Annotated in this window: 22 protein-coding genes; 5 read left to right on the top strand and 17 right to left on the bottom strand. The window is 66.9% G+C overall.

What is annotated here, in order from left to right; all coding sequences use genetic code 11:
- Nucleotides 1–94: 94 nt before the first annotated feature.
- Both GRS48_RS12525 and GRS48_RS12520 read right to left on the bottom strand, forming a co-directional pair.
- Complete coding sequence (locus tag GRS48_RS12525; protein ID WP_200840278.1) at nucleotides 95–1,861, bottom strand: histidine kinase N-terminal 7TM domain-containing protein; 1,767 nt, start codon at nucleotides 1,859–1,861, stop codon at nucleotides 95–97.
- Nucleotides 1,862–1,959: 98 nt separating this feature from the next.
- Nucleotides 1,960–3,102, bottom strand: coding sequence for a hybrid sensor histidine kinase/response regulator (locus GRS48_RS12520; protein WP_159487035.1), 1,143 nt, complete (start codon nucleotides 3,100–3,102; stop codon nucleotides 1,960–1,962).
- A 53-nt stretch (nucleotides 3,103–3,155) separates the two neighbouring features.
- On the opposite strand from GRS48_RS12520, the gene GRS48_RS12515 reads away from it, so the two are divergent.
- On the top strand, nucleotides 3,156–3,974 hold the full coding sequence (locus tag GRS48_RS12515; protein WP_159487033.1) for a helix-turn-helix domain-containing protein: 819 nt from the start codon (nucleotides 3,156–3,158) through the stop codon (nucleotides 3,972–3,974).
- A gap of 237 nt (nucleotides 3,975–4,211) precedes the next feature.
- Here GRS48_RS12515 and GRS48_RS12510 read toward each other — a convergent pair whose 3' ends face one another.
- The 7 genes from GRS48_RS12510 to GRS48_RS12480 all read right to left on the bottom strand — a co-directional run bounded on the left by GRS48_RS12510 (nucleotide 4,212) and on the right by GRS48_RS12480 (nucleotide 8,618).
- The gene (locus tag GRS48_RS12510) at nucleotides 4,212–4,625 is read right to left on the bottom strand and encodes a FlaD/FlaE family flagellar protein (RefSeq protein ID WP_159487031.1); all 414 of its coding nucleotides are present in this window, start codon (nucleotides 4,623–4,625) and stop codon (nucleotides 4,212–4,214) included.
- Between the two features lie 78 nt (nucleotides 4,626–4,703).
- Nucleotides 4,704–5,555, bottom strand: a complete 852-nt coding sequence (locus GRS48_RS12505; protein ID WP_159487029.1) for a phosphatase PAP2 family protein — start codon at nucleotides 5,553–5,555, stop codon at nucleotides 4,704–4,706.
- 153 nt (nucleotides 5,556–5,708) lie between these two features.
- Nucleotides 5,709–6,248, bottom strand: a complete 540-nt coding sequence (locus GRS48_RS12500; RefSeq protein WP_159487027.1) for a zinc ribbon domain-containing protein — start codon at nucleotides 6,246–6,248, stop codon at nucleotides 5,709–5,711.
- 60 nt (nucleotides 6,249–6,308) lie between these two features.
- A complete protein-coding gene (gene hisH / locus GRS48_RS12495; protein ID WP_159487025.1) occupies nucleotides 6,309–6,968 on the bottom strand; it encodes an imidazole glycerol phosphate synthase subunit HisH in 660 nt (219 codons plus the stop codon).
- A gap of 205 nt (nucleotides 6,969–7,173) precedes the next feature.
- Complete coding sequence (locus GRS48_RS12490; protein WP_159487023.1) at nucleotides 7,174–7,785, bottom strand: uracil-DNA glycosylase family protein; 612 nt, start codon at nucleotides 7,783–7,785, stop codon at nucleotides 7,174–7,176.
- 71 nt (nucleotides 7,786–7,856) lie between these two features.
- The gene (locus GRS48_RS12485; protein ID WP_321168438.1) at nucleotides 7,857–8,435 is read right to left on the bottom strand and encodes a DUF99 family protein; all 579 of its coding nucleotides are present in this window, start codon (nucleotides 8,433–8,435) and stop codon (nucleotides 7,857–7,859) included.
- A complete protein-coding gene (locus GRS48_RS12480) occupies nucleotides 8,436–8,618 on the bottom strand; it encodes a DUF5786 family protein (RefSeq protein ID WP_159487021.1) in 183 nt (60 codons plus the stop codon). It lies immediately after the preceding gene.
- A gap of 165 nt (nucleotides 8,619–8,783) precedes the next feature.
- On the opposite strand from GRS48_RS12480, the gene GRS48_RS12475 reads away from it, so the two are divergent.
- On the top strand, nucleotides 8,784–9,410 hold the full coding sequence (locus GRS48_RS12475; protein WP_159487019.1) for an MBL fold metallo-hydrolase: 627 nt from the start codon (nucleotides 8,784–8,786) through the stop codon (nucleotides 9,408–9,410).
- Nucleotides 9,411–9,598: 188 nt separating this feature from the next.
- Here GRS48_RS12475 and GRS48_RS12470 read toward each other — a convergent pair whose 3' ends face one another.
- Together GRS48_RS12470 and GRS48_RS12465 are read right to left on the bottom strand one after the other, a co-directional pair.
- Nucleotides 9,599–9,748, bottom strand: a complete 150-nt coding sequence (locus GRS48_RS12470; RefSeq protein ID WP_159487017.1) for a 50S ribosomal protein L40e — start codon at nucleotides 9,746–9,748, stop codon at nucleotides 9,599–9,601.
- 67 nt (nucleotides 9,749–9,815) lie between these two features.
- Nucleotides 9,816–10,301, bottom strand: coding sequence for a dihydrofolate reductase (locus GRS48_RS12465; RefSeq protein ID WP_321168437.1), 486 nt, complete (start codon nucleotides 10,299–10,301; stop codon nucleotides 9,816–9,818).
- Between the two features lie 112 nt (nucleotides 10,302–10,413).
- Between GRS48_RS12465 and GRS48_RS12460 the strand changes: the two genes are divergently transcribed.
- Both GRS48_RS12460 and GRS48_RS12455 read left to right on the top strand, forming a co-directional pair.
- The gene (locus tag GRS48_RS12460; RefSeq protein ID WP_159487013.1) at nucleotides 10,414–10,665 is read left to right on the top strand and encodes a glycine zipper 2TM domain-containing protein; all 252 of its coding nucleotides are present in this window, start codon (nucleotides 10,414–10,416) and stop codon (nucleotides 10,663–10,665) included.
- A 50-nt stretch (nucleotides 10,666–10,715) separates the two neighbouring features.
- Nucleotides 10,716–11,468: an SOS response-associated peptidase gene (locus GRS48_RS12455; RefSeq protein WP_159487011.1), complete on the top strand. Its 753-nt coding sequence runs from the start codon at nucleotides 10,716–10,718 to the stop codon at nucleotides 11,466–11,468.
- Between the two features lie 26 nt (nucleotides 11,469–11,494).
- On the opposite strand, the gene GRS48_RS12450 is transcribed toward GRS48_RS12455, so the two are convergent.
- On the bottom strand, nucleotides 11,495–12,403 hold the full coding sequence (locus tag GRS48_RS12450) for a cation diffusion facilitator family transporter (protein WP_159487009.1): 909 nt from the start codon (nucleotides 12,401–12,403) through the stop codon (nucleotides 11,495–11,497).
- A 68-nt stretch (nucleotides 12,404–12,471) separates the two neighbouring features.
- A complete protein-coding gene (locus GRS48_RS12445; protein ID WP_159487007.1) occupies nucleotides 12,472–13,941 on the bottom strand; it encodes an ABC transporter substrate-binding protein in 1,470 nt (489 codons plus the stop codon).
- 772 nt (nucleotides 13,942–14,713) lie between these two features.
- Here GRS48_RS12445 and GRS48_RS12440 point away from each other — a divergent pair.
- Nucleotides 14,714–16,084: a geranylgeranyl reductase family protein gene (locus GRS48_RS12440; RefSeq protein ID WP_159487005.1), complete on the top strand. Its 1,371-nt coding sequence runs from the start codon at nucleotides 14,714–14,716 to the stop codon at nucleotides 16,082–16,084.
- 171 nt (nucleotides 16,085–16,255) lie between these two features.
- Here GRS48_RS12440 and GRS48_RS12435 read toward each other — a convergent pair whose 3' ends face one another.
- The 4 genes from GRS48_RS12435 to GRS48_RS15295 all read right to left on the bottom strand — a co-directional run.
- Nucleotides 16,256–17,680, bottom strand: a complete 1,425-nt coding sequence (locus tag GRS48_RS12435; protein ID WP_159487003.1) for an amidohydrolase — start codon at nucleotides 17,678–17,680, stop codon at nucleotides 16,256–16,258.
- A 225-nt stretch (nucleotides 17,681–17,905) separates the two neighbouring features.
- The gene (locus GRS48_RS12430) at nucleotides 17,906–18,211 is read right to left on the bottom strand and encodes a hypothetical protein (RefSeq protein WP_159487001.1); all 306 of its coding nucleotides are present in this window, start codon (nucleotides 18,209–18,211) and stop codon (nucleotides 17,906–17,908) included.
- A gap of 31 nt (nucleotides 18,212–18,242) precedes the next feature.
- Nucleotides 18,243–18,521 (bottom strand): winged helix-turn-helix domain-containing protein, encoded by a 279-nt coding sequence (locus GRS48_RS12425; RefSeq protein ID WP_159486999.1) that lies wholly within the window; start codon nucleotides 18,519–18,521, stop codon nucleotides 18,243–18,245.
- A gap of 110 nt (nucleotides 18,522–18,631) precedes the next feature.
- On the bottom strand, nucleotides 18,632–18,878 hold a 247-nt coding region (locus GRS48_RS15295; protein WP_235028073.1), incomplete at its 5' end, for a halocyanin domain-containing protein.

The following is an 18,878-nucleotide window of genomic DNA, read 5'->3' as shown; positions in this document are numbered from 1 at the left end:
AGATAACGTTCAGCTTAGGCTAACGGAAGCAGTGAACTTAGGCTACGCTAAGTCAAATCACAACCAAACGACACCAACAGATCCGTCGTACCAATCACGGATCGATCGGGAGCCGTACCGTTACTTCAGTGCCGTGACCAACCGTCGATTCGATCGTCACGGTTCCGCGGTGTTCTTCGACGATCTTCTTACAGATGGCGAGCCCGGCGCCGGTTCCTGACGGCCCACCGTCGTGACTTCCCGTGTAAAACAGCTCGAAAACGTGGGCTAAATTACGCTCTTCGATCCCTACGCCGGAGTCTGTGACCGTGATCTCATGAGCCGTCTCCGTCGAGACGGCCTCTATCTCGATCCTCGGCGGCGAATCCCCGGCATACCGGATGGCGTTCGAGATGAGGTTTTGAAACAACAGCGCAAGCAGATGGTCGACCCCCTGCACGGTCGGTAACTCATCGATCGAAACCGTCGCCTCAGTCTCCTCAATGGAGAATTGAAGCGAAGTGAGCGTGCGATCGATGACTGCCGATAGCGCGACGGGTTCGAACTGGTCGGGTTCAACACTGATGCGTGAATACTCGAGCAGTGCGGTGAGCATCGATTGCATCTGTTCTGCGTTCGTCTGTGCGACCTCCAGAATCGACTTGCCCTCGTCCGAGAGGTCCGGCTCAGATCGCCGAACACGATCGATATATCGTTCGGTTGTACGTGCGGGCGCTCGGAGGTCGTGTGAGATTGCAGTCGTGAACAGTTCTAGCTCACGGTTGACTCGAAGCACTTCGTCTAGTTGCGAACGAACCGCCGCCTGTAGCCTGCGCGTTTCGGTTACGTCGCGGATCGTGATCGTATAACCTATCGGGTTTTGATTGACGTCTGAGACGGCTGTGATAGTCACCGCAAGCGTTCGGCTCGTTCCGTCAGCTTCGTGAACGACTTCACGTCGAGTCGATACTTCTCGACCCGCAAGTTGCTCATCGCCCGTGAGCTCAGGGAACACCTGCTGGATGTCGCTCCCGATTACGGTCGCGTTATGCACGCCGAGTATCGTCGTTGCCGCAGCGTTGAGATCGACGACTCGATGCTTTCGGTCAACGACGATGATTCCTCCCGTGAGTGTATCGACAACCGTTTCGCGAGCGATAGGAACCAGATCCAACATCTGATATCTGTAGATCGCGACGAAAAACAACAGTGCGGTCGCAACGAAGCTAAATGACGTCAGATCGAAGTCGGAAGGGGAATACAGGTCGGCGTGAAATGCGATGTTCGTCGCCATCGGAACGATGGCTCCGAGTAGCAACAGTCCGACCTGTCGACGATAGACGCTCGGAGCCCAGACGAACAGCTGTGCGAACAGTAACGTCCCGGTCGCCATCAGCCCATACCCGTACACCGCATGGAGCCAGAATGCGGGTCCGAACGTCTGATCGAGAAGTAACAGCGAACTCCCGTCCACCGTTCGCATCCCGGACGTCTCTCGGATCAGTTGGTGAGTCGGATTCGTCCAAACGAGAAGGGTATATATCGCGGGAACGACGGAGAGCGCACCGACTGTACGCGGCGTGAACACGTGTTTTCGACCGGTGAACTGGAGTGCAAAACAGAGCCACGCGACTGGAACAGCCGCGACTGCCATATGGTTGACGTTGGCCCAGAATACTTTCGTTGCTTCATTCGCGCCAGCGATCTGAAACCCATACGCAACGGTCCAGAAGACCATCGAACCGAGGAGGAATAAAAACGCAGTTCTCCCTGTGACGTCTCGTTTTCCCCACACGGCGACAGCGACACTCAGCAGCGCGGCTGCTGCGACAAACAGGAACACCGTATGACCGGTCCAGTGCCATTCCCAGTCGACTAACACCACGAGTTGCTGGGGATCTATGTGTCTAATACTCGCGGTGAGGTCCAGACGGTACTAAAATCAGTATGGAACGGAGACACACGAAACCAACGTGTCGCTCACACTGAACCAACTCGATCCCCACCGAGGTGTAGTCGGATTTCGGACCCGGAGGGCTCGTTGTCCCGAACAGTCACGGAGTAACCAACCCTCGAGAGGATCATCGGCACGAGTTGTAACCCAACACGGCCACGGAGAGGCGGTTCATCGTTTTCGGGAGGTCCGCTAAGAAACGCTGCATGGTCCGGTGGTAGTGCTGAACCGGTGTTCGTGATGACGACACAGAGGCCACTCTCCGCCGGCTGGATGTCGATCGAGGCGGTTCCCGATGGCACCGACCGATCAACCGCATCGCGCAGGAGTTGTGTAAGTACGATCCGAAGTGTTGGCGGGCACCGGATCTCAGTTGTATCGGCGTCCCGTGTCATCTCGATCGAGGCGCCGGTCCGTTGTTCGACGCGGTCAACCGCGGTTGACACGAGGGTACGAATCGTCGGGGTCACATCCGAGAGCTCCTCACTGACCGTGGTTTCGGTGAACTCTGCGGTGATATCTACGACTTCTTCGATGTCGTATGCTGCATCAAGGATCGAGGCGATCGATCGATCGGTAGGACGCTCAGATGAACTGAGTTGGTCGGCCTGTCCGATGATAACGCTAATGTCGTTTTGTAGCTGTTGTCGGGCGATCCGATTGGTCAGACGAAGTCGTTCGGTCGCGTCACGCAGACAGTGCTGGATCGCGTGTCGTTCGACCGCATACCGGATCGTTCGGAACAAGAGCGCGTTTGTGAGGGATCCTTTGTATAGATAGTCTTGAGCACCGGCTTGTATCGCCGCAACACCGAGTTCCGACTCGTCACGACCGGTAAGAACCACGACTGGAACCGGGGGTGTCGTCTCGATGAACTCCGAGAGCGTATCGAGACCACGGCTATCTGGGAGATCGAGATCAAGGAGTACCACGTCCGTCGGCTCAGTGCTGACGTGGTCAACGGCGTCCGACAACCGGCCAGCAGTCGAAAGACCCTCGATGCTGAACATCGGATCGCTCCTGCTCGCATAGTAGTCCGTTGCGGATCGATCTCGTGGATCCGGTAGTTCTGACAGCGTCCATTCGACGAGTCGGACGTCATCAGGACTGTCCTCGACGAGGAGGATCTCAAACGGCGTCGAATCGATCAGTTGAGATAACAACTCCATTGTGGAACACCAACGACCGGGAGAATATATACTCAGTCAACATCTATCAGCATATGGATACTCGTGCAGTGCTCGTTCCACCGGACGATCGTGTCGCACTCGACGTCCTCGCGCTACTTTCAAAGAAATGGGAGCCAGCAGTTCTGCTCGTCCTGTTCCACCGCGGGCCGCTTCGGTTCAGTGAACTCGAATCCGCATTACCCGAGATATCCGCAAACATGCTCACGACGTCGCTTCGGTCGCTCTCGGACAATGACTTAATCACTCGTCAAACGATCAGCGAATCGCCACTACAAGTGGAATACAGATTGACGGACGCCGGGAAAGAGCTACAACCCACTTTTTCGGAGCTTAGCCAGTGGGGTGAATCGCATCTCGAAACACCAACGCGGACAGCCGTTATCGCAGATCGAGACGATCGGCTTACACGATTGTATGGCGAGTGGTTAGCAGACGACTTCGAGGTACTGACAGTGAGCACGGGCGACCAACTCCGCGAGAAACTCGTTGATACTCCAGACGTCGTGATCGTCGATACGCGATTCTGGGAGTATTCACTGGAGGAGTTCGAGGCGTACTGTCCATCGCCAACGAGGCGGGTATTACTGGTCGGGAGGCGACCGGAACTATCACTGGCCGCGTGGAGCTGCGATAGTGTGTTGCGGAAGCCGATCCGGAAGTCAGAGCTCCTGACTGCGGTTGAGACGCAGATCAAACGAATGGGACAGCCGAAACGAGAGCGTGAACAGCAGCGCATACACTCGAAACTCTCCGTGCTTGAGGCCATCTATCCGACATCCAAACTTACGTCCGATAACGCGACTGCCCAGCTCTATGAACGACGCGCAGCGCTATCTGCGGGAGACTCCTGATCCCGTCGTATACAACCGATATCGCGTTTAGCACGCTATTGCCTACGTCATCGAAACCGCCGAGCGTCCCTGAATCCGTCGTCACCGTTTGTCGATCCGCTCCAGCAGCTGCTCTGCGTCCTTGATCAGCTCACCAACCCGTTGGTTGCACGGTCGCGAGTCGGACGCTCCCTTCCCCGTGGTTCGGCTCCGCCCGGGAGGAGTCGACGGCCTCGCGCGGTGCGTGGTCGCCGTCGGTCAACGACGATCGGCGGTATACGCGGCGAGCCGGACCACGGAGACGAGGCTGAGTCGGTGGTCGGCCGGGGTGAACGGTCGGTCGTCCTCGGGCGCGTCGAACCCCGGCAGCCGACGCCCGAGTGCGTCGGCCACGTCCGGCGCGATCCACCCGACCTCGGCGTAGTACGCCAGCGCGTCCCGGGTCCGGAAGTGCCCGCCGACGTCGACGAGCGAGCCGAGCCACTCGCCGATCTCGTGTTCCGCGTTCGGCGCGGCGGGCACCGCCGGGAGGTACGGCCGGCCGTCGTCGCCTCCGCCGACGGACCCGCGGCTCCCTCGCTGGCGCTGGAGCAGTTCCGTGAACGCCGCCGATCGGGCGGCCCCCTCGAGCGATCGTCGGTCCCCGTCGTCTCGTCGTGTGTCCGGGCTCATGGTGGTCCTCGCCGCGTTCTCACTCCGTGGTCCCGGCGGCGACGTATCAGGCTTCCCCCGCAGTTCTCCCGTTTGATACTACTGCGCGTCGGGGGACCGGCGGCGCTCCGTGTACGCCACGATCCGCGCCGCCCCGGCGATGCTCCCCGCGGCGAGCAAGACGCCCGCGACGACGTCGGTGGCCCAATGGATCCCGAGGTACATCGTCGCGAGGACGATGCTCCCGGCGAGGAGCGCGGCGACTGGCGTCCAGCGCGGGAACTCCTCGTGAGTCGAAACGGCAAGCAGCAGCACCGTCACCGACAGCGACGTGTGCAGGGAGGGGAAGACGTTCGTCTCGACGTTGACCCGCGCGGTAAGCTGTGTGACCTCTCGGAAGGAGTCGAGCAGCGGCTCCTCGACACGTGTCGCGTCCGGATCGGCCCCCGGCAGGCGATGATAGTTTCGCGGGCCGTACGCGAGCACCGCCGCGTAACAGCCGACAGCGACCGCGTAGTTGATCGCGTACGCCGTGACGAGCGTCTTGATCGGGCGCAGCGACGACGCGAACAGGTACGCCACGAGCGGGAACACGAGCAGGACGACGTAGCCGAACACGTACATCGGGCCGAAGTAGTAGAGCCCCCAGTCGGGGAGCGTGTCCTGAACGGTCGCGACGAGGTCCCCCTCGACCGCGTAGAACCACATCGTGGCCTCGACGCCGTAGCGGTGTGAGAAGTGCTCGATCCGGTTCAACAGGCCCTTGTTGAGCAGGAGGACGACCGCCAACCCGCCGATGAACGGCGACACCGCGACGAGCCGATCGTGGAACCGGTTCGGGCGCTCGAGGGCTGCGCGAAGCCGGTCGACGCCGACACACGCCGGAAGGAGGATCGCGAAGCTGACGAGCGCCACCGCGACCACGACCGCGAGGAGGGCAACGAACGTCATCGATGGGCGTTCTCGGGGGGCGGTCGGCAAGACCGATCCGGTCGGCGATCACAGGCGTTCACGGTCCTCTCGGCGTTCACGGTCCTCTCGGCGTTCACGGTCCTCTCGGCGTTCACGGTCCTCTCGGCGTTCACGGTCCTCCAGGCCTCGTCGTCACCGATCCCCGTCGGCCCAGGGAAACGACTCGGTACACCAGTGACAGAAGTCGATCTCGGCGTCGGTCTCGCGCCCACAGTGGGGACACGAGACCGACGCCGGTTCCCCCTCGCCGTCGAGGGCGTCGAGGTGTGCGCGGTCACCGTCTCCGTGCTGACCCACGTCGCCGCCCCCGCGCTGACCCACGTCGTCGTCAGCCGTCTCCCGCGCCCGGCGCGTCGCGGCGGTCACCGCCTCGGCACGGCGTTCGGCCGCCGCGTCCTCCCGGCCGACGAGGAAGGCGTCGACCGCCGACAGCCCCACGAGGAACGCGATCGGTAGCGACACCTCGGTCGGGACGGCGGCCGCGAACGCGGCCGGGTCGTCGAGCGGGTCGATCGGTTCCACGTCGTACAGCGAGAAGAGGGCGATCGCCCCGCCGATGATCGTTCCGTGCCACACCAACGCCCGGCCCCAGCGCCGTAACAGGGCGTGACCGAGCCCCGGCAGGGCGACGGCCAACAGGGCGGCCAGCGGGGGCCGCAGGCGGTTTCGCATACCCCGCGTTTCGGCGGCGGCCACTTACGGCCTCCGGTGTCGAGTGGGCGGGCAGGACGCTCAGCGGTCGGCGCAGTACTCGACGAAGTTCCGGAGGATACGGAGGCCCGTCTCGCCGCTCTTCTCGGGGTGGAACTGCGTCCCGAACACGTTCCCCGCCTCGTTGGCGACGACCGCGGGGAAGTCGACGCCGTAGTCGGCCGTGGCGACGACCGCGTCGGGGTCGTCCGGCTCCGCGTAGTACGAGTGGACGAAGTAGGCGTACTCGCCGTCGACGCCCTCGACGATCGGGTGTTCGCGGACGACCTCGAGCTCGTTCCATCCCATGTGGGGGACCTTCCGGTCGACGTCGAACCGGACGTTCGTCCCCGGGACCAGGTCGAGGCCGGTCACCTCGCCTTCGCCCTCGTGGTCGGCCTCCTCGCTGGAGGTCAACAGCATCTGCATCCCGAGACAGATCCCGAACAGCGGACGGCCCGCCTCGGCGTGATCCGTCAGCGCCTCGCGCAGGGGACCGGCGTTCTCCATCCCCTCGCGGAACGCGCCGACGCCCGGTAAGACGACGCCGTCGGCGGCCGCGAACGCGTCGGGATCGTCGGTGATCTCCACGCTCGCCCCGGCCCGTTCCAGCCCGCGGGTCGCGGACCGCAGATTACCCAGCCCGTAATCGACGAGGACGACCTCCGCCAGCGTCTCCGCGGGCGGCTCGAAGGCGTACATACGTTCCCTCCGTGCGGGACGGAAAAGTCGGTTTCCCTTCGGGCAGTCGACCGGCGGAGCCGGTCGCTCCGTCGCGGACTCGGCTATCCGCCGCGGAAAGCCGCCGATCGGCTCCCAGCAACCCGTCTCCACCTCCTCGAAGCGCAGCCACGACCTGAGCCGCCGGCCGAACGGCTCGACGGGGACGGTCCGCTCCACTCGGACCTCAGAACTCGCCGAGCCGTGACTGCCCGCCCGCCCCGTCCGCCGCGCCCGACAGCTCCGCGGCCCGGGCGATGGTTTCGAAGAAGCCGTCGCGTTGGCTCCGGTCGTACAGCGTCGCCGCCGGGTGGACACAGAGCAGCACGCGTCGTGAGCGGTCGCCGATACGCGCGTCGACGACGGTCCCCGACTCCCCGGTGATCGCGACCGACCGCTCCAGCAGGTGCTCGCTCGGGACCTTCCCGAGCGTCACGACGATCTCGGGATCGAGCCGATCGATCTCGGCTTCGAGGTAACCGCGACAGTTCGCCAGCTCCTCGGCTCGGGGGTCCCGGTTGTCGGGCGGCCGACAGCGGACGCAGTTGGTGATGCGGACGTCGGTCCGCGCGAGCCCCGCGTCGCGGAGCGCCTCGTCGAGGACGTCGCCGGACCGGCCGACGAACGGCTCGCCCCGCTCGTCTTCCGTCGCGCCCGGCCCCTCGCCGACGAACACGAGGTCGGCGTCGGCCGGCCCGACGCCGTTCACGATCCGGCTCCGCGACGCCACGAGCGCCGGACACCGCTCACACGACCGCACGCACAGGTCGTCGTCGAGCGCCTCGGGAGGCCCTTCCATACGGCGATCCGCGCCCGCGACGCTTATAAGTCCGCGTGATCCCTCGAACGCACCTTCGCGGCGTTGTACGCTCACCCCTCGACCGCCGCGCGATGCGCGCGCGCCGCGATCGCCGCGATCCGAACCGGCTCCGGCCTCCGGAACCCGGGCTCCGTGTGGGCGGCGACGAGGGCGGCCGCGCGGTCGTCGTCGATCCCGACCGCGCGAACGAACAGCGGTCGCTCGGGGTCTCGCCGGGAGCCCCGCTCGTCGTCGACCCGTCTCCGCGGCGGAAGGCCGCCGTACACGTCGAGGCGGGTCGCGAGCGCGTCGCCGTCGAACTCGCGGGAGAGCGCGGGCTCGAGCCCGGGGCTCGCCTCGTAGCTCACCGCGAGAACGGGCCGGTCGAGCGCGTCGTGGAGCCGGCGGAGGTCGACGAGGTTGAACCACGCGGGCGCGACGCCCGCGACCAACACGCGGCGGACGTCGTCACGCCCGAGGTCGGCGGCGAGCGTCAGTATCGCGTCGGTCGCGTCGGTGCCGCCGACGGTACACGCGCCGAACACCAACCCGTCGACGGTTCCGTCGAGGCGGACGACCGCGCCCCCGAGCCGGCTCGTCCGGTCGCCGTCGGAGAACGCGACCCCGAGCGTCCGGCTCCCGGGTCGCACCTACGTCTCCTCGGATTTGATCTCCTGGAGGCGGTCGAGCAGCTCGTCGTTCGTCGCGCCGGGCTCGTACTCGACGGACCCGTGGTGGGTCTCCTCGGCCGCCTGAACGCCGTCGTCGGCGTCGAAGTCGGCGTCGAGGTCTTGGTTCTCCTGTTCGGACTCGTCGTAGCTCCCAAAGCCCATGTACGTCGATATCTTGCCGATCGAGAGACATAAATCCCGAGGGTCTTCGTGAACACACCACACGATAGCGATCCCGACCGAGTCATGCGGGGACGACGGGTCCCGTCCGGGCGCGTCGGTTCCGAGGCGTCCACCCTTTTATCACCGGAGGCCGTTGGATCGCACATGCAACCGATCAACGTGACTGCGGACGCGGCGGAGTTCACCTGCAACGCGTATCTCGTCCCGGGGGACGCGCCCACGCTCGTCGACGCCGGGACGATGCCCGGCGTCGCCGACGTGATCGCGGAGCACGTCGACGACCTGGATCGGGTCGTCATAACGCATCAACACGGCGACCACGTCGGGGAGCTCGACGCCGTGCTCGACCGGTTCGACGCCACCCTGTTCGCCTACGACGCCCATCCCCGACGCGACGTCGCCATCGACGACGGCGACGAGGTCCTGATCGGCGACGAGCCCTGTGAGGTCGTCTACACCCCCGGGCACGCGGCCGACCACGTCTCGTTCGTCGGCGAGGAGCGGCTCTACAGCGGCGACGTCGTCGTGTACAACGACGGCGCGTTCGACGACGGCTCCTTCGGTCGCACCGACATGGCCGGTCAGTCACGCGAACGGCTCATCGAGAGCCTCCACACGCTGCTCGACCGGCTCCCGGACTCCGTCACGGCCATGTACCCCGGCCACGGCGACGTCTACCGCCGGGCGGAGGGCGGGGAGACGGTCCGTGCCGTCATCGAGCGCGCGACCGAGCGGGCCGCACAGCGCGAGCTCAAATACCCCGACGAGTGAGGCGGAAACGGGCGCGGCGGTCGACGTCGAACGGGAACCGAGCGACGCGGACGAAAGTCGATCGACGCGGACGAACGCCGAGCGACGCCGCGAGCCAGTCACGGAGGCCACTCCGCCGGACGGCGTCACGACGCTTGGAGACAGTCGTGACTCGGCGGACGACGGTCGCGAGAACGAGAGCGGACCGATCAGGCCGCGCGGCGTTCCTTCGCCTTCGGCCGGAGGTTCCCGTAGCCGCACTTGCGGCAGCGCCTGGCGTCAGGGGAGTTGCGGGCGTTACAGCGCATGCAGATCAGTCGGTCGAGGTTGCGGCGTTCCGCGGCGTCGAAGCTAGCCATACCGACACAGAGCGGACGGGCGCTGTAAAAGGTTGCGAGACGCGCCGGTCGATACGGCTGGACGGGGTCACCGATCCGTTCGGGCCCACTCGCGGAGCGTGAACCGGTCGTACGGGGTCTCGGTGACGACCGTCCACTCGTCGTCGTCCCACGCCGGGTACCGCGTGTCGCCCTCGTAGCTCCCGTCCACGTGGCTGAGGACCATCCGGTCGAGGTGCGGCTGGAACAGCTCGTAGATCGCGCCGCCGCCGAGGACGTACGCGGGGCCGTCACCCGCGAACTCCCGCGCGAACGCGAGCGCCCCGTCGACGTCGCCGGCGACGACGGCGGTGGGGTCCGGGAGGGTGTCGAGGCTCCGGCTGACGACGATCTGCCGCGCTCCGGGGAGGTTCCCACGCATCGACTCGAACGTCCGTCGGCCGAGTATCACGGGAGCCTCGGCGACGCGGGCGCGATACTGGCGCACGTCCTCGGGGATCTCCGGCCACGGAACCGCACCGTCCTTACCGATGACTCGGTTCTCGGCGATCGCCGCGACGCTGACGAGTTGCACGTGTCCCGTTTCGGTCGCGTCGCTCAAAAGCGTAGCCCGTCCACCGTCCACGGGGCGGGGAGCGGTCCCGATCGGGAACGGATTTATGTCGTTTCACAACGGACATGACGTCATGGGAGAACCTTCCGTCGGTTCGGTTCGAGAAGCGGTGCGCGAACGAGCGACCCGCGTCCTCTGCCGGGCTCGCTATGCGGCGATCGGCGGCGCGATCGGCGGGGCGATCGGTGGATTGATCGGGCGAAACGCGGCCAGCACCGGCGCTGGTCTCGGGGCCTTCGCGGGCGCGATCGTCGGCGAGAAGCGGACGGACGTCGACTCGATCGTCGCCGAGCTGTTGGAGCGGCGCGGCGTGGACGACGAGTAGCGGACCGCCCGCCCCGGTTTAAGTAACTCCGTCCCCAAGCGGCGGCACCGATGTGTGGCCGCTACACCCTCTTTACCCCCGCCGCCGAGCTCGAGTCGCGGTTCGGGGCGACGTTCGGCCGCGAGCCGGGCGGCTTCGAGCCCAGCTACAACTGTGCGCCCGGCCAGGACCTCCCGGTGATCGCGAACGACCGGCCGGCCGAGGCGACCCGAATGGAGTGGGGGCTCACCCCCGCGTGGGCCGACGAGCCCTTCGGGCTGATAAACGCCCGCGCGGAAACCGTCCGCGAGAAGCGCAGCTTCGCCGACGCCTTCGAGCGGCGACGCTGTCTCGTCCCCGCCGACGGCTTCTACGAATGGGTCGAGGAGGGGGGCGAGAGACGGCCGTATCGGGTCGCCTTCGCGGACGACCGGCCGTTCGCGATGGCGGGCCTCTACGAGCGCTGGGAACCCCCCGAGCCGGAGACGACACAGACGGGGCTGGACGCGTTCGGCGTCGGGAGCGGCGGGAGCGGCGGAGACGGCGGGAGGGACGCACCCAACGACGGTCCCGACGACGGCGTCGTCGAGACGTTCACCGTGATCACGACCGAGCCGAACGACGTGGTCGCCGACTACCACCACCGGATGGCGGTCGTGTTGGACCCCGACGACGAGGCGACGTGGCTCGCGGACGACCCGGAGCCGGCGGCCGCCCTGTTGGAGCCCTATCCCGCCGACGACCTGACGGCGTACCCCGTCTCGTCCCGCGTGAATACCCCCGCGAACGACGACCCCGACCTGATCGAACCGGTCACGGCCTGACGGCGAACTCGGGCCGCTCCCGTCGGTCACTCCTCGGCGGCGTCCTTCCACTCGCCGAGTCCCGACGGGTCGAGGTGGACGTGGACGTCGCCGACGTCCTCCAGCGTGCGGAGCCGCGTGACGAGCTCCGTTTCGAGGTCGTGTGCCTCCCGCAGGGTCATCTCGCCGTCGACCTCGACGTGGACCTCGACCTCGAGGTCGGTCCCGTCGTAAAACACCGTGAGGTCGTGGACCCCCTCGACGGCCGGGTGCGTCAGGAGGGTCTCGACGACGAGATCGCGGTCCCCCTCCGGCGGGGCCGCGCCGACGAGATACGTCACGTTCTCGCGGGCGATCTTCACCCCTTGATGCACGACGAGGACGCTGACGAGCGCCCCGGCGAGCGGGTCGAGGAGGGGGACGTCGAGGAACACGCCGAGCACGCCGGCGACCGCCGCGATGGAGGTGTAGATGTCGTTCAGACAGTCCGTCGCGAGCGCGGCGAGGGAGGTCGATCCGAGGTCCGCGTTCACGCGCGTGGTGTACCAATAGAGGACGTACATGTCGACGATCGCGAACGCTAAGGCGGCAAGCAACAGGGGGCTGAATCGAACGTCGGTGCCGAACCGGAGCCCGTCGACGGAGCTCCACAACAAGTTGAGTCCGAGGAGCACGATCACCGCGCCGACGAACAGCGCGGTCAGCGGCTCGATCCGCTGGTGGCCGTGCGGGTGGTTCGAGTCGGGATCGTCGTACCGTGAGCCGCCCCACACGAACACGACGGCGCTGGCGACGAGGTCGGCGACGGAATGGGCTGCGTCGGCCAGCAGGGCGACGCTGCCGAACGCGAGTCCGGCGGCTCCTTCGACGGCGATCTTCGCCGCGTTGCCGACGACGTTCACCCCCGCGGCCCGCTGGAACCGCCCTTTCTCGCTGACGCCCGACGGCTCCTCCATGGGCTCACTCGCCCACGACGGTTCTTAAGTGATGCGTCGGCGGCCGCGGCGGGCGGCCGGGGGACGGCTCACTCGTACCGCTCGACGCCGTCGTCGAGGGCCTCCTGACACGCGTCGAGGACCTCTTGGGGCGTCATCTCGTCGCTGAACATCAGCTGGCCGGTGCTCGTCAGCTCCGAGGCGAACTCGGGCAGGAGCATGTCGTCCGTCCGGGTGGCCTGCACGTTCGACGTGAGGTCGTCGTGCATCGCGGCCTGCACTTCCGGACCGATGTCGACCGCCTGGTGGGAGGGGATCCGGTCGCCGTGGTCGGCGCGGAACTGCGCGATCTCCTCGCTCATGTAGTAGTTCAGCCACTCGACGGCGTCGTCGAGCAGGCCCTGCTCTTCCGCGCGCGAAGAGATCCCGTAGGCACCGACGTTGAACCCCAGCAGCTCCTCCTTGCCGTCCTCGTACACGTCGGGCCGGTACGGCCACCACATGTAGTCCCAGCCCTCGCCCATCGGGCCGAGCTCGTCGGGGTCGGAGACGGCGTCCCAGAGGTAGCTGATCCAGATTCCGTCGGTGATGAACGCGGCCTCGTTCTGGAAGAAGTACGTCTCGCCCTCGTCCTCGTCGAGCGACAGGTGGTCCTCGTTGATGAAGCCGCGGTCCCACCACTCCTCGACGAGTTCGAGCGCCTCGACGAACTCGGGGTCGTTGATCTGGCGGTCGGATTCGGGGTCGAGGACCTCGAACACCGCCTCGTGGCCGACCGTCTTGTTGACGGCGACGCTGAACTTGTACGGGATGTGGCCGCCGACGCGGTTCCCCATCGCCATCGGGATGTAGCCGGCGTCTTTCACCTGTTCACAGATGTCGTTGAACTCCTCCCACGTCACGTCGTTGGCGTGGCGGAGCCGCTCGTAGTCGACGCCCGCGTCCTCGAGGACGGGGATGTTGAACCACAGCGGGAGGCCGCTCATGTAGTGCGGGATCCCGTAGACGTCGTCGCCGACGCCGTAGTTGAGCATCCGTCCGTCCTCGAACGTCCATCCGTTGACGTCGCGCGCCTCGATGATCGCGGGGTCGACCTTGTCCTGAAGGGTCGTGAAGTGGCCGGCGTGAACGAGGTCGCCGACCTCGCCCGGGCCCGGCATCGATTCGGAGACGGCGGGCGCGCCGCTGCCGCCGAGGATCGAGTTCCCCTGCGTCCGCCACTCCTCGATGCTGAGCGACTGGTGGGCGATCTCGATCCCCGTCTCCGCCTCGAACTCCTCGATGAGGTAGCGGAGGAACACCTGGATCGGTGCCGGGTCGTCCATCTCCGTCGGGTCGCCGTCCTCGAGCGGCTCGTACGTGAGAAGCGTCAGCGCGTCGGTCTCCTCGTCGTCGCCGGAACCGCCGGCGACGTCGCCGTCGTCCCCCGCGTCGACGTCGTCGCCGGCCTCGTCCGCACAGCCGGCGATCATGAACGTGCCCCCCGCGGTCGCGGCCTGTAGGAACGTCCGTCTGTCGACGCCGTCCGGAACCGATATCCCCGTGTCTGGTCGATCCATGCCCGTTCGTTCGTAGACTCGTACTTATGGCTTCCGTTAGATATGCGGTTTGCTGTGGGTTTCCCGTTCGTTTCACGCCATACGATCCACAATCATGGCGATCGCGCGTGATTATCGGTAGCATGAGCGGGCTTCGAGGAACGATGGTCGAACCGCCGTGGGCGGCGCCGTGTCCGGGCGCGGCAGTAATTGTTTATAAGCGATCTCGACGGGCCTCGCCACCGTTTATGAGGCTTCTCGACAGGACCGTCGGCGCGTATCGTGGCCTCGGCGGGGGCCGCCCGGCAGGGGCTATTCGGCGGCGGCTGTCCAGTGGGGGCCATCCGGCGGAGGCTGTCCGGCGCGGATCGTCGATCTGGCGAGTATCGCCGATCCGGCGAGAGTGTCGACGACACGTCTCGGCCGGCCAGCGACCGCACCGGACCTCGCCCTCCCCAGCCTCGGTCGGCGGCGGCCGCGGGACCGCACCGCGCCGCGGCCGCCGCCGACCTCCCTCGCGCGCGTTTCTCGCGCGCGCCGTAGTTCATAAGTGACCGCCGTCCTGCCTTTATGAACGATCGCCGCCTGCTTTTATAACTGATCGCCGTCCTGCTTTTATAACTGACTGCCGTCCAGCCCTTATGAGCAACCGCCGTTCGGTTTTATAAGCGACGCCTTTAGCCGTCGGCCGCTGGTGGGTCCCTCAACGTCCCGTGGGGTCGGGTTCCGTTGTCTCGGTTGCGACCGAAACGGGAGTAAAGAGTTTTGCCGCCGGCGTCACGACCGGCAGGGTATGAGCAGTTACGAGTACGACGTCGTCGTGGCGGGCGCGGGGACCGCCGGGTGTTACGCCGCGGCGACGATCGCGAACGAGGGCCTCGACGTCGTCATCGTCGAACGGAAGGACGCCGACGAGGCCGGGCACATCGCCTGCGGGGACGCGCTGAAGGGGGCGGACTCGTTCCCCGAGGCGATCCCGAAATCCCAGCTGGAGCCGGCGTTCACCAACACGGGCGTCGACCACGGTCGGTTCGAGATCCCCCAGGAGGACACCGTTCTCGAGATCCCCGTGCCGGGGGAGCTCGCGGTGATCGACCGCTGGGAGTACGGCCGCCGGATCATCGACGGCGCGGAGCGGGCCGGCGTGACGTTCCACTACGACACCGTCATCAACGACGTCGTGCAGGACGACCGCGGGCGGGTGACCGGGCTGCGGGCCGTCCGTCGCGGGGAGCCGCGGACGTACGAGGCGGACGTCGTCATCGACGGCGCGGGGTCGCTGTCGCTGCTGCAGGACAAAGCTGACTTCGAGGGGACGACGTTCGACACGAACGTCCGGTACTCGCAGTTCTGCTCGGCGTACCGCGAGATCGTCGAGGTGCCAGAGCCCGTCGAGTGGGACGACGCCCTGGTGTTCAAGCCGACGGAGCGGGCCGCCGGCTACCTCTGGTACTTCCCGCGGACGAGCACGGAGATCAACGCCGGGCTCGGCTTCCAGATGAACGAGGAGCCGATGAAGCTCGTCGAGTCGCTCAAACGCGACCTCCGGGACCGCCCCGAGTTCGCCGGCGCGGAGGTGCGCGACAAGCTCGGCGCCGCCCTGCCGACCCGTCGCCCGTACGACTCCGCGGTCGCGCCCGGCTACATGGCGGTCGGCGACGCGGCCGGCCACGTCAACCCGACGACCGGCGGCGGCATCGCGGGCGCGGCGTACGCCGGCCAGTATGCGGGCGAACAGGCGGTGAAGGCGATAAGCGACGGCGACGTCAGCGAGGAGAACCTCTGGCGCTACAACGAGCGCGTGATGGACCACTACGGCGGCCGGTACGCGGGTCTCGACGTGTACAACGTGCTCTCGACGGCCGTCGACGTCGACGACCTGATGGGGCTGCTCGCGGCGCTCCCGGGCGAGAAGCTCGCCGAGGCGCTGTACGAGGGGTCGACGTCGATGTCGTTCGGCCTCAAGCTGAAGTGTGCGGTCAAGAGCTTCGGGTACTGGGGCACGATCCGCGACTTCTACCGGACGAAGACGCTCGCCGAGGAGCTCATCGACCACTACGGGTCCTACCCGACGAGCCCCGCCGCCATGGCCAACTGGACGGGCGAGCGGGACGCGATCATGGACCGGATCTACGAGACGACCGGCGCGGACCCCAAGTACTGACGCGCCGGCCACGCGTCACACACGTACCGGTCGAACGCGGGTCGCCGTCCCGTGGTCACGTCCTCCCGCGGTCCAGCCGTCCTGCGGTCACGCCCTCCCGCGCTCACACCGTCTCTCGGTCCCGCCGGCGCGATCACGTCCTCCCGCGGTCCCACCGTCCCGCCGGCGCGATCACTGCCGCGCGGTCACGTCGAACGGCGGCTCCGCCTCGGGCGGGAGCGGCGTCTCGTACGCCGCGCCGTCGGTCGCCGCCGCGAACTCCTCGCGGGCGCGCGACAGGGTCTCGGGGTCGGCCATGAGTTCGCAGGCGGTTCCCCCGAGCACCGTCGCGGCGAAGAGCATCCCTTTCCGGGCGAAGTCGCCGTTCGCGGCGACGACCTGCCAGGAGTGGCCGGGCGTCCCGACGGGCCACGTCGCCGCGGTGAACTGCCCGGTCGGAGCGATGTGGCTCACGTCGCCGACCTCCGTCGACCCGCCCGACGTCTCCTCCTCGCCGAACGGCGGGACCGGCTCCCCGTACAGCGCGTGGTCCGCGACCGCCTCGCGGACGTCCTCCGGAAGCCCGTCGAGCTCCGCCTGGCGGTTGCTCTCGGAGACGGTGTCGAGGAGGTCGCGGGCGAACGCCCGGTCGTCGTCGTCGTAGTCAACCGGCCCCGCCGCGCGCATGTGCTTCCAGATCACGTCGGTCACCGTCCGGTTCGCGAGGTAGGGGTAACACCCGGAGAGGAACCGTTCCTCGACGGTCGTCTGGGTCATCGTCGCCGCCCCGTCGGCGATGTCGCGGAGCCAGTCGGTGTTGCGCTCGACCTCCGCGCGGGTCGGCGCGCGGACGAAGTACCACACCGACGCCTCCGCGGGCACGACGTTGGGCGCGTCGCCCCCGTTCGTGATCGCGTAGTGCATCCGCGCGCCGTCGCTGACGTGTTCGCGCATGAACTCGACGCCGACGTTCATCAGCTCGACGCCGTCGAGGGCGCTCCGGCCGGAGTCGGGCGACCCGCCCGCGTGTGCGGACTCGCCGTGAAACGTGAACTCGATCGAATCGAGCGCGTTCGAGCTCCCGATCCGCGGGGTGTTCAGGTCGCCCGGGTGCCACGTCAGCGCCGCGTCCAGGTCGTCGAAGACGCCGGCGCGAGCCATGTACGTCTTCCCGACGAGCGTCTCCTCGGCGGGACAGCCGTAGTAGCGGACCGTCCCCTCGATCCCGCCCGCGTCGATCGCGTCCCGCACCGCGAGGGCGGCCCCGAACACCGCCACGCCGAAGAGGTTGTGCCCGCAGCCGTGTCCCGGCCCTCCCGCCTCGATCGGGTCGCGCTCGGCACTGACGGACTGTGACAGCCCGGGGAGCGCGTCGTACTCCCCGAGCAGACCGATCGTCGGGTCGCCCTCGCCGTACGTCGCGACGAACGCCGTCGGCATCCCGCCGACCCCCGTCTCGACCGCGAAGCCCGCCTCCCGGAGGGCCTCGATGAGCACCGCCGCGGAGTCGTGTTCGTGGAGCCCGAGCTCCGGGGTCTCCCAGATGCGTCGGGACAGGTCGTACAGTCGCTCCCGGTTCGATTCGACCGTCTCGGCCGCCGTCGATGTGTGGGTCATGATCGTGGGCTCCGGTGGCGAACCCGAGACGGGCGGACCCGATAGCCGTTCCGGCCGGGGCGGGATACGCCGGGGATCGGCCGGGGCGGGATACGCCGGGGATCGGCCGGGGTAGAACAGGTGCGGGCGAGAGAACGGAACGAACGGACGAAACGGGGAACGGGCAGGGCGGGGAACGGGCAGAGCGAGGAACGAACGGGGAGCGGAGGGTGACGCCGTGGGCGATCAGTCCCAGGTGACCCACAGCAGGAACGCGAGCGCGACCGTCTGGAACGCGTGGACGACGATGTTCGCGCGCCACGCCAACGGGGGCATGTCCGTCGCGAACCACGCCGCCAACACCGGGTGGTAGAGGTAGAAGTACAGCGAGAGCGCGTTCTGTGCGAGCAGCACGGTCCCGAACACCGCGAGGCCGAGCGCGTGTTTCGACCGGAACGACCGGTAGTTTCGCGCCCAGATCCACGTCAGCGCGAGCAACATCACGAGGTTCATCGCGACGCTGATGCGCGCGACGTCTATCCAGTCGATCATTCGCCTCTCGCCTCCGCGTGTGTCGTATCCGTCATAGTGGTAGCTCCTCCGCGATCTCCTCGATGAGGTCCCAGTTGTGTTGTGCGCCCTCCGTCGGGTAGTACACCGCGCCGTAGCCGTCGCCGGTCCGTTCGACGACCCCGTGATCCCGCAGCACGTCGAGGTGGTGCCGGATCGTCGTGTAGTCGAGGTCCAACGTCTCGGCCAACTGGTTCGCGTTCCGTGGACGGTCGTCGACCGCCCGCAGGATACGGACGCGGTTCGGCCCACCCCGGGTACCGGTCAAAACGTACCACAGGACGGCCTCCATGGAGGGACACACGGTCGCGGGGCGCCTAAAGATACCGTCATCGGAGAGCGGGACGACAGCGTGAGAGAGGACGACAGCGTGAGAGGGGACGACACCGTATCGCGAACCCGTTATCCGACGTGGACGGCGCCGAGCATGCCGACGCCGACGTGCGGGGTACAGGCGTACAGCTGGACGCCGGGGTCCTCGAAGGTGACCTCGAACGTCTCGCCGTCGGCGTCGACCGCCTCGCCGCTGCTGAACTCGGTCGCCGAGCCGTCGTCGGACTCCACGTTGTGTGCGCCGCCCGCACCCGTCCACTCCCAGACGACGGTCGTTCCGGCGTCGACCCGGACCGCCGGCGGGTCGAACGCCAGC

This window comes from Halorubrum sp. JWXQ-INN 858, assembly GCF_009806985.1.
GTDB lineage: Archaea > Halobacteriota > Halobacteria > Halobacteriales > Haloferacaceae > Halorubrum.
This window is presented reverse-complemented; position numbering and strand designations above follow the sequence as displayed.

Excerpts from the sequence above, each read along its gene's own strand:
- GRS48_RS12520 (WP_159487035.1), bottom strand. The coding sequence starts at position 3,102 with ATGGAGTTGTTATCTCAACTGATCGATTCGACGCCGTTTGAGATCCTC.
- GRS48_RS12515 (WP_159487033.1), top strand. The coding sequence starts at position 3,156 with ATGGATACTCGTGCAGTGCTCGTTCCACCGGACGATCGTGTCGCACTC.
- GRS48_RS12510 (WP_159487031.1), bottom strand. The coding sequence starts at position 4,625 with ATGAGCCCGGACACACGACGAGACGACGGGGACCGACGATCGCTCGAG.
- GRS48_RS12505 (WP_159487029.1), bottom strand. The coding sequence starts at position 5,555 with ATGACGTTCGTTGCCCTCCTCGCGGTCGTGGTCGCGGTGGCGCTCGTC.
- GRS48_RS12500 (WP_159487027.1), bottom strand. The coding sequence starts at position 6,248 with ATGCGAAACCGCCTGCGGCCCCCGCTGGCCGCCCTGTTGGCCGTCGCC.
- hisH (WP_159487025.1), bottom strand. The coding sequence starts at position 6,968 with ATGTACGCCTTCGAGCCGCCCGCGGAGACGCTGGCGGAGGTCGTCCTC.
- GRS48_RS12490 (WP_159487023.1), bottom strand. The coding sequence starts at position 7,785 with ATGGAAGGGCCTCCCGAGGCGCTCGACGACGACCTGTGCGTGCGGTCG.
- GRS48_RS12480 (WP_159487021.1), bottom strand. The coding sequence starts at position 8,618 with ATGGGCTTTGGGAGCTACGACGAGTCCGAACAGGAGAACCAAGACCTC.
- GRS48_RS12475 (WP_159487019.1), top strand. The coding sequence starts at position 8,784 with ATGCAACCGATCAACGTGACTGCGGACGCGGCGGAGTTCACCTGCAAC.
- GRS48_RS12470 (WP_159487017.1), bottom strand. The coding sequence starts at position 9,748 with ATGGCTAGCTTCGACGCCGCGGAACGCCGCAACCTCGACCGACTGATC.
- GRS48_RS12460 (WP_159487013.1), top strand. The coding sequence starts at position 10,414 with ATGGGAGAACCTTCCGTCGGTTCGGTTCGAGAAGCGGTGCGCGAACGA.
- GRS48_RS12455 (WP_159487011.1), top strand. The coding sequence starts at position 10,716 with ATGTGTGGCCGCTACACCCTCTTTACCCCCGCCGCCGAGCTCGAGTCG.
- GRS48_RS12450 (WP_159487009.1), bottom strand. The coding sequence starts at position 12,403 with ATGGAGGAGCCGTCGGGCGTCAGCGAGAAAGGGCGGTTCCAGCGGGCC.
- GRS48_RS12445 (WP_159487007.1), bottom strand. The coding sequence starts at position 13,941 with ATGGATCGACCAGACACGGGGATATCGGTTCCGGACGGCGTCGACAGA.
- GRS48_RS12440 (WP_159487005.1), top strand. The coding sequence starts at position 14,714 with ATGAGCAGTTACGAGTACGACGTCGTCGTGGCGGGCGCGGGGACCGCC.
- GRS48_RS12435 (WP_159487003.1), bottom strand. The coding sequence starts at position 17,680 with ATGACCCACACATCGACGGCGGCCGAGACGGTCGAATCGAACCGGGAG.
- GRS48_RS12430 (WP_159487001.1), bottom strand. The coding sequence starts at position 18,211 with ATGATCGACTGGATAGACGTCGCGCGCATCAGCGTCGCGATGAACCTC.
- GRS48_RS12425 (WP_159486999.1), bottom strand. The coding sequence starts at position 18,521 with ATGGAGGCCGTCCTGTGGTACGTTTTGACCGGTACCCGGGGTGGGCCG.